The sequence below is a fragment of the Candidatus Hydrogenedentota bacterium genome (genome assembly GCA_035416745.1).
Taxonomy (GTDB): domain Bacteria; phylum Hydrogenedentota; class Hydrogenedentia; order Hydrogenedentales; family SLHB01; genus UBA2224.
In genome coordinates, this window is sequence record DAOLNV010000010.1 from 98,610 (window position 1) to 107,615 (window position 9,006).

A 9,006-nucleotide genomic window follows, 5' to 3' on the forward strand; every position below is an offset into this window, starting at 1 on the left:
GGGCCAGGAAAACGGCATCAACCAAACGGAGAGGGCTGAAGGCCCGAAACAGCGTCATCCCAGGATTGCTCCGCCTTGCCACCTTTATGTTACTCGGAGCACAATGGTCACGCGACCCGGAGAATTCGGCGAATCTGCCCTCTGGCAGACAGGGAGGTGCGAAAGATGGCCTTTTCGCAACGGAAACGCGCGCAACTCAGGATGGCATTGAATCCCGTGCATGCCGTTTGCGCTGCAATCTGCCTGTCGATCGGCGCAACGGCCGTCTGCATGGAGACCCAGGAAACGGGAACGCCTTCGGCTGAGCCCATCTCACTTACCCGTTCCTCGCCCACTCTGCAATTGAATCTCGAGGCGAACCGTGGTTTCGCTGGCGTCACGAAACTGGGATGGGATACGGAAGGCACCGATCGCGCGGGCATCAACCTGCTCAAAGCGCCGATCGTATTGCGCATCGCCAAGGAAGGGAAGGCCATGGACCCTCCCTCCATCGCGGAAACGCCGGATCCGGCAACTGTCCGGTATCGCTTCTCCCTCGGGGAAGAAAGGGAGATAGTCTGGGAAATCTCCGCGCCGCCCGATATGCTGCGCATGCAGTTCTCCTCGAATGGAGACGTCTCGAGCGCAGTGGATGGACTGGAACTGGTTTTCCCGTTCGAACCAACCACCGCCGTCACGTGCGTCATCAGCACCAACTGGAATGAGGATGGCAAATTCGCCGTTCCAGCAATCCTGAGCGCGGCCGATCTTGGCCAGATGTTGATGACGTACACCGGGCAACGCGAAATCAGAGGACGGATTGAGGGGAGCCGCCCCGAGAAATGGGTCACGATGACCATCGAATTCCCGGTGACCTCTCAGGGCATCTTATCGTGCCTGGAGTTCACGCCCGTGGTATTGCCCATCCCTGCGGGGTTTACGGACGAGAGCCAATGGAAATCCGCACGCCGGGGATGGTTCAACCTCATCCAACTGAGCTGCGGCGCATCCGGAGGCAGCCGGGACGTGGCTGGCGTGTGGGCCAATAACGTGCTCAGCGACCCTGTGAGCAGCGTGTTATACATGTTGGCCGACGCCACGCTTCTGGTTCCAGAGTTGGCCCCCGGCGTCTCCATGCCGCCTATACTGCGGCGAACGGTCGAGTACTGGATAGACCACAAGACCAATGCGGACGGCCTCATCGCCTACACGGCGGGAGGCACGGCTGGACGCGAGGCCGCCAGCGAGACGGAAGGAGACCCCGGCCAGAATCAGAACGTGATGGACGCCAATCCCGCCGTCCTGATAGGCGCATGGGCTTATGTCAAGGCCACCGGAGATATGGAATGGCTCAAAGGCCGCATAGACGGCCTTGAATTCATCTCGCGCTATATGGAAAGGCGCGACGTGGACGGCGATGGGCTGCTCGAATCGAAGCAGAGCGGCAACAGCGGTTCACGGCCGCCCCGCAATCCGGATTGCGCCTGGGACTGCTACACAACCGGACACAAGAACGCGTACGTCAACACCTTGGCATACCGGGCCTGGCAGGGTCTCGCAGAACTTGAGAAACAGCTGGGACGCAACGAACTGGGAGAGCGTTACCAGCAGAAGGCCAACCAGTTGCGGGCCGCGTTTCTGCCCGCATTCTACAACCCTGAAACAGGCTGGCTAGGCTGGTGGAGAAGCAGAGACGGAGTCCTTCACGACTTCCATTCCGACGTGCCGACAAGCTTCGCAATCAATTACGGCCTCCTGGACACGGAGCAGGGCAAGGAGATGCTCGAGCGATATTGGCGCGCTCTTCAGGATACCGGATTTGGCCGGTTCGAGCTCGGCACGCCCGTATGCCTCATCCCGATTCCACGGGAGGAAATGGAGGTCTATTTCGAGTTCCAGCAGTTTCTTAACGGAGGCTGTTGCGTCAGCAACACCTCGTACCTCCTCAACGCGCTATATATGACCGGCATGACAACCCAGGCGGACCTCATCCTCCAAGCCATGTTGAAACGCCAGCGCGACGGCGCCTTTCCGAACGGCGGAGGGTTTCAGAACGGCTTCGTCGACCGCATGGGCTCGGGGGCCGAGGTTTTCGACTGGAACGGAAATCCCGCAGGCTATGAAGGCCACTTGGTGTATTGCTGGGCTTTCCTGCATTCCATGCTGCTTCGCGAGCCGGCGCTTCGAGACCGTGTATACAACAGCCGCTTCTGAATCCAGGCCCGGGCGGGGTCACGAAGAAGCGGCCCGCCGGCGGACCGGCAAGGCCGCTTCCATACGTTCAATCCGGCAGTCTGACGGGCTGGGCTCACCCTTCCTCAAGAACATCCAGGCCCATCAACTTGGACAAGTGCCGCAAGTCGTCCAGATGGTCTCCGTACGCGACCACACGGTGCAACAGAGTCATGGCGTCCTCGGTCTCAAGAGCGCTGCTCCAGTTCGCCGCCATCTTGGCCGCATCGCGAACCTCGGTGACTATCTGTGTGCGGCAACCGTGCACTGATCTCTCCGGCACCTCGATGATCTTACCTGTGGACGCCAGGATCGTGCTCAGGTTGACCAGCTTTGCCCGGGTGACAACCTCGCCCACGCGGTACTGCACCTCGGGCACGCAGCCGCTGCCGCCGACCTCCGAATGCCCGCGCAGCAAATAGGGCGCCGCGTCTCCGGCAGCTCCGTCCATCTTCAGCGGCGCCGTGCAATGAGCGGTCCACAACGCGTTGCGCGAGGTGTCAAAGGTGGCATTCCCCTGGAACCCCGGACGGTCAAACGCGTACTGGAACAAGAGCATGGTGAGCACCGAGTCCATGTCGCCTTCGCAGGCCGCCGGTATGCCTCGGTCCCGCAGCCGTGCGAACCCCAGGCACGGGAATCCGCGCGGGAGCCATCCCATGCAGGTGCCAATGGCCAGGGCGTCGGCTTGTTCCTGGTCGATGAGGCGGTTCAATGCGACACTGACGCGCGCGGCCTTCGCGATGTCTTCCGGGGTCGGCTCGACGATTTCCTTGGCGCCTTTGGTCCACGCCTCGATCTCGGCACGAACGGCCGCCTCGTCCGCGGCCGTGATCATGTCGTCGAAAACCTTCTCTTCGACCGCCACGACGTCAGCACCCAGGCGCTTCTTGACTTCGTCTGGTGTGCACGCCGCCTGCGTACCCCGTGCGGGAGGAAACAGCAGGATCCTGGTCTGCTGCATCATGGGGACCACGCGCAACAAACGCAGGGCGCGCTCCAACTCGTTGTAATCGCTGCTGGCCAGCAGTGCCACCGGATGCCCGGCACGGTGCCAGCGGGGAGCGTACATCCAGTCGTGCCCGCTCGCCGGCAACGAAAACACCACCATGGGACGGTTCTCCGCGAGAACCGGATTCACTACGCGCGTCAACGCGAAGTTCTGCACGTTGATTGCCAGGACGGGAACCCCCGGCCCTGCTTTGTCCAGAAGGGCCTGGGTTTCCTCCGGACTGCGTGACTCCCCGATGAGCAGCTCGATGTTTCCCAGATTCTTCTCCGCCTCGGCAAGCCGGGTTCTTACTGCGTCGATTTGCTTGTTGTCTGCGCCCCAATTGCGGTCATCCGGTTGTGGCTCCCCCGAAAGAATGACACAGATGCGCGACTTGCCGCGCACTCGTCCGGGCACCGCTTCGGAAGCCCACACGTGTGTCCATGTCGCGCCAGCCAGCAGCAACCCGCCCGCCGCGCTCATTCCAAAGAACTCCCTTCGCGTGCAGTGTTCACACATCGCCGACTCCTTTCCCCAAAGTAGTTTCCAGCTGTTGTCTTCCGGCTTCGGAGGCTTCATCCCTTCACATACTTCGCCAATTTGCCTGTTCGCCTCAGCGTGCGCACTTGACACAACACACGCGAAGGGCACTGCTCTGAATCTCGCCGATGGGTGGCAGGATGACCCACCCGAGCATCGTATCATATGGAGCAGATTCGTTCGACTCTTGTCTGTCATGTCGAACGGCGGGCTTGGACAATTGCCTTTCCAGATTCCCCCATGGTTGTGTACGAACAAAGCTTCAGAGGAGCAGGGGCCGCTTACGGGATTGGGGCCATGCGGGCGCATGTGAGGAAAACACCTCGGAGGTCATTGGTTCTGGAGCGCCTCGAGCATCGTGGCAATGTTTTCCGGCCTGGCGTCAGGGGGGATGTCATGGGCGGGAGCCGCGATGAGTCCCCCGCCCTTCCCCACGTCATCAAGAAGCCGTTTGACCTCTTCACGTACGCGCTCGGGGCTCGCATAGGGTAACGTCTTCTGAGTGCTGATGCCGCCGTAGAACGCGAGGCTGCCGCCATATTCGCGTTTGGCCTTGAAAACATCGATCACTTCCGGCTGAAACGGGTTGAAACAGTGCAACCCCGCGTCAATCAGCTCAGGGAACAATTCGTCCACCTTCCCGCAACTGTGAATGAAGACATACTTACCCCTTGCGCGCACCGCTTGATACATCTTCCTCACCCGAATCCCGATAAACTCGCGCCAGAGGTTAATGCCCATGATCAGGCCGTACTGGGAGCCCCAGTCGTCTCCAAACATCATGGCATCGATGTCGTAGCTGCACGCATGCTCGATCATCGCCAGGTTGAACTCAAGAATACGGTCAAAGAGCCGGTGGGCAAATGCGGGCTCGGCGATCATCGCTATGAGAAGGTTTTCCATGCCGTGCAATGTCCAGGCGCGTTCGAACAGACTGAATCCCAGGTTGACCACCCAGAACGCATCTTCGGAATTCGCCAGCGCGCCCTCGTAGCCCGCCCAACGCCCGGGCTCATCGGGATCCGGCAAGGCAACCCCTTCCAGGTTGTCCTTCGTGACCACCTGATTGCAGACGACGCCGATATCCTTGTCGATGCTTCTGTCCCAACGAACGCCGAATTGGTCTTCCCAGATATTGGTTCGCACCTCTCGCCAGGCTTTCGGTGGTTCCGTGCTTAAGAACGAGAAGGCGTTGCCCAGCCGCGAAGTGAAATCGGGGTCGCCGAGGTAATCCGCCATGGCCGCCCGCGCGCGTTGCGTAAACCCGATGTTATACGGGATGACGTCGGGCTGCTGATGATTCAGGGCGGCAATCACACGTTCCCGGTTTGTCATAGCCTCACACTCCCTCGCGTTCCGCCCTATGAATGCTGATGATGAACCCGCCGAACATCACATTCCAACCGACTCCAGAAACGCCCGGGCTTCTTCGCGATCGGCCACATTCACGCTGAAAAGCAGCCCTCTGTTTGGCAACGCCTTGAGCATGCCCGGGATATTCCGCCAATCGTCAAACGATTGAAGCACGAGCAGCTTACCTTTGCCCAGTATCTTTTCGTACATCGGGAAGTAGCGCGGCGAATCGCACTGGGGATTCCCGGAACCAGGAACCCATTGAATGCCGTCCAGCTCCGGGATCTCCAGCAACAGGTCGACGTGCGCCACCTGTCCAGGGCCGTCGAGATGATAGATGCCGTGCCCAAGCCGCCGGCACTGCTCCTGGACATCGGGAACAACGAAGCTCTCGAACATCGCGGGCGAGATCATCGCGCAGAAATCGCATTGAAAGGGGTAATAACGGCCGGGACACCAGATGCGTAACCAGCTCGACGTGCCCTGCTGTACGCCGGCAATGATCGGGGCCAACGCATCATAGGCCCGATGCCAGCCTTCCAGTAGTCTGCGGCGCATCCGATTGACGCGGTCTGGCACGCTGAGAAGGTCCATCAGGAGGTTTTCGGTTCCCCGCAGCGACGCCAGTACGTCCAGAATGCCCCCGATATCCGTCATGCCGAGAATGAACCGGTCTTTTGCCGCGTCAGCGCACATACGGGTAACTGACTGCAGGTATTGCCACCAGTGATTTGTCTCTTCGAACGCAAGTTCCTCGACCTCCTCCCACGATTGCGGCTTCTCGAACCACGCGGTTTGATTGAAATCATCATAGTCGAGATACCCGGAGAAACACGCGGCCAGGACGCCAGGGCCCAGGTTCAAGAACAAGCCGGGGAAAGCATCGCCAGCGCAGCAACCCGAATCCGCAAACGCCTCGAGTAGTCTTCTCAGGTGACCCAGATTGTCTTTGTATTTGAGAAACGACCATTGATCGAACTCAACAGCCGCGCCATTGCCCGCGGCCGGGTAATACACTTGGAAGACAGGCCGCTCGAGCCCGCGCGCCCACCACGCCTCGTAAGTCTCTCGAATCCCGCGCCAGTTACCACGATACATATCATCTCCCCGCTCTGTTAACAGGGCTGGCCAATCACCTGCAATACAGTAGGATGCCACGACGGCCGCAGTTGTCAGAGCAGCGCGCAAAAATGAAGTTTCTTGGGGATTCCAGGCGCAACGCATTCAATGGTCTTTGGAATCCCCGGCAGAAGGTCAAAGTAGTTGTCGGAAAATACCTGCCGCCCTCCATCCGGATAATGCACCCCGTGACAATAAACGTCGCTGAGCAATTCGATCCGGCGGCCCTTGACCGCCACCCGGAGGTTCGGCCGAAATATCCTGAGCTGACGATGCGCCGCAGGCTTCCAGATTGATGGAACGGTCTCAAATCCTTCCCCCATCAACCACGCCGCATAGACGCATTCCAGCGGAGCCCAGGGTGAACAGCCCCGTACTCGTTCGCGAGCCACCTCCACCATGCTGTTGGGCGTCAGGGCAAGCGGCCGGGAAGAAACCCGCGAGTCGGTCCCGTCGGTCCGGAACCACCCGTAGTGAACCTCGACCTCGCAAGGTTTCAGAGTATCGTTAACGACCCTTACTGCCAGGTGGCTGCCGCGACGACGCACGATGGCTTTGACGGGTGCGCAGGCGTTTCGAATCCAGTAATAGCTGGGTTTACGGCGCAGATAATAGTCGATGGGCGTCCACCCGGTTTCGCCCCAGCAGTCGTCGTACATCCAGATGAGAGCACCCTGGCAATCATAGCGGCCGTCGTGTTTCCGAAACCGAAGTGCCTCGAGAGAAAGACCATACATGGTGGCCTGGAACATCTGACCGTAGAGGATCCGCGCCTCGAGGCTCAAGCCCGCCACATCCGCATAGTGCCGTTCGATGGCGGCCGGAATGGTGTTCTTCTCGAACGTGTTCGTGTGTTCTTTCCATGCCCGCGAATCCGTATTTACCTCTTCGGGCTTGAGATACTCGCGCACGGACTCGAGGCGGCAATAGCCGATGACCCCGTACTCGCTGACAAACGGCGAGACGCATTCGTCATAAACCTCGGGATCGATTCGCCGGTTCATGTCCGGGTTCATGGTTCCCTGCGGCCACCAATGACAATCCCCGTCTCTCTCCGAATTGGGCGATTCGCCGCCGCAGGGGCTGCTGGGCCAATACGGACGGTCCGGGTCCAGAGCACGGCAGACATCGGGCAGAATCTGGTTGTAAAGAACGGTCCCGCCCACGCGCAGGTCCTTGTCGCGGACATCTTTCCCGGCGTTCCACCAGTCGGCGAACCCCCACACGTTCTCGTTGTTGCCACACCAGAGCGCGATACTGGGATGATGACGGAGCGAACGCACAACGCTTTCAGCCTCCGCCCGGACGGCATTGCGGAATTCCGGCTCATGGTCGGGATATTGGGCACACGCAAACATGAAGTCTTGCCAGACCAGAATGCCAGCCCGGTCGCATGCGCCATAGAAATCGGGCGATTCGTATACGCCGCCTCCCCAAACCCGAAACATGTTCAGGTTGGCGTTCTTGGCCTCGGCTACCAGCGCATCATACTTGGCTTTGTTCACGCGGGCGATGATCGCGTCGGCGGGTATCCAATTCCCGCCCTTGCAGAACACGTCCTGTCCGTTGACCTTGATGCAGAAACGGCTGCCAGGGCCTGCGTTCTCAGAGCGGTCGAGTTCTATCGTGCGAAGACCAATATCCATCTCCCGGCAGTCGCACACCTCTCCATCGTGCAGCGCATGGACCGCCACGCGGTAAAGCGGCTGGTCTCCCATGCCGTTGGGCCACCAAAGTTTCGGGTCAGGTATCTCAACGCGAAAAGAAGCCGCCGAGCGCCCCACCCGGGCCCGGAGGTTAACGGTCCGCCGGATAGTTTTCCCCTCCGGCGGCGTGATGCTAAGCTTCAATTCGCCGCGCCGTTCACTCCAAGGGTGAAGGTTCTCGACCACGACGCTGACATCCAGGCTGACGGCTTCCCGGCATATCCGCGTGCTACACGTCACATCATGAAGCGTAATGCCCGAATGCGCCTCGATTCGCACGCCGCGCCAGATGCCGATGTTCGGAAGCGCGTCCACCCAGTCCCATCCGTAGGTGAACTGGGGTTTGCGCAGATGGCTGATACCCGGGAAGCTCTGCCTGCTCTTCCGTTTCGAGCCTTTGGGGCGAAGCGATTTGTCAACGAGCTCTTCCCCCGCCGTAAGGCGCACGACGAGCCGGTTCTTCCTTTTCAGGATTCTCCGGACATCGAACACGTGAGGAACAAACGCGTTGCGGGTTTCTCCGAGGAATTCGCCGTTCAGGAATACCTGCGCGTACAGGTCCATGCCGTCAAACACAAGCTGCTGGCGTTCATGCGCTGGAACGGCCTCCGATGCCTCGAATGTCCTGCCGAACCACCAGGAGCGATGCTCGGGCCAGCGTGATTTCTTGGCGTTCAGGCTGACCAGAGGCTCTTCCAGCCGCCCCGCACGAAGCAAATCAAGATGGATTTCCCCTGGAACCTTGGCACGCATCCATCCCGCCCGAGAACCGAGCACCTTGGCCAAACCCGCGATGCCCTTGCATGCGAGCGGCGCTTCTTTCACCTTCCATGCGCCGTCCAAAGACAGAATGTTCATCTCGTGTTCTTTCCAACCCAATGTTTCGCCCCACGCAGGCCGTTCGCCAGGGTGCGTTCCACCTGCAGACCCGCGCTCCAACTACAAAATGCGCCGCTGTGCCCGCAGCAAAGATTGTACTCGCCGCAAGCGCTCCGGAGAAGCTCATGGAAAATCGGCAAAGAAAATGGAATGAGGTTTGCACTTGGTCTGGTTCGAAGTCCTTCTCGGTTCCCCTGCAACACCATC

General features: G+C 59.9%; 5 protein-coding genes. 1 reads left to right on the plus strand and 4 read right to left on the minus strand.

Annotated features, from left to right (window positions below):
• Positions 1 to 165 precede the first annotated feature (165 nt).
• Positions 166 to 2,193 (plus strand): hypothetical protein, encoded by a 2,028-nt coding sequence (locus PLJ71_05890; GenBank protein HQM48199.1) that lies wholly within the window; start codon positions 166 to 168, stop codon positions 2,191 to 2,193.
• 94 nt (positions 2,194 to 2,287) lie between these two features.
• On the opposite strand, the gene PLJ71_05895 is transcribed toward PLJ71_05890, so the two are convergent.
• From PLJ71_05895 to PLJ71_05910, 4 genes are all read right to left on the minus strand, one after another.
• Positions 2,288 to 3,721: a hypothetical protein gene (locus PLJ71_05895; GenBank protein ID HQM48200.1), complete on the minus strand. Its 1,434-nt coding sequence runs from the start codon at positions 3,719 to 3,721 to the stop codon at positions 2,288 to 2,290.
• Positions 3,722 to 4,072: 351 nt separating this feature from the next.
• The gene (locus PLJ71_05900) at positions 4,073 to 5,077 is read right to left on the minus strand and encodes a uroporphyrinogen decarboxylase family protein (GenBank protein ID HQM48201.1); all 1,005 of its coding nucleotides are present in this window, start codon (positions 5,075 to 5,077) and stop codon (positions 4,073 to 4,075) included.
• Positions 5,078 to 5,134: 57 nt separating this feature from the next.
• Positions 5,135 to 6,193 carry a hypothetical protein gene (locus PLJ71_05905; protein ID HQM48202.1) on the minus strand — a complete coding sequence of 353 codons (1,059 nt, stop codon included), beginning with the start codon at positions 6,191 to 6,193 and terminating at the stop codon, positions 5,135 to 5,137.
• Between the two features lie 74 nt (positions 6,194 to 6,267).
• Positions 6,268 to 8,778 carry a hypothetical protein gene (locus PLJ71_05910; protein HQM48203.1) on the minus strand — a complete coding sequence of 837 codons (2,511 nt, stop codon included), beginning with the start codon at positions 8,776 to 8,778 and terminating at the stop codon, positions 6,268 to 6,270.
• Positions 8,779 to 9,006 lie beyond the last annotated feature (228 nt).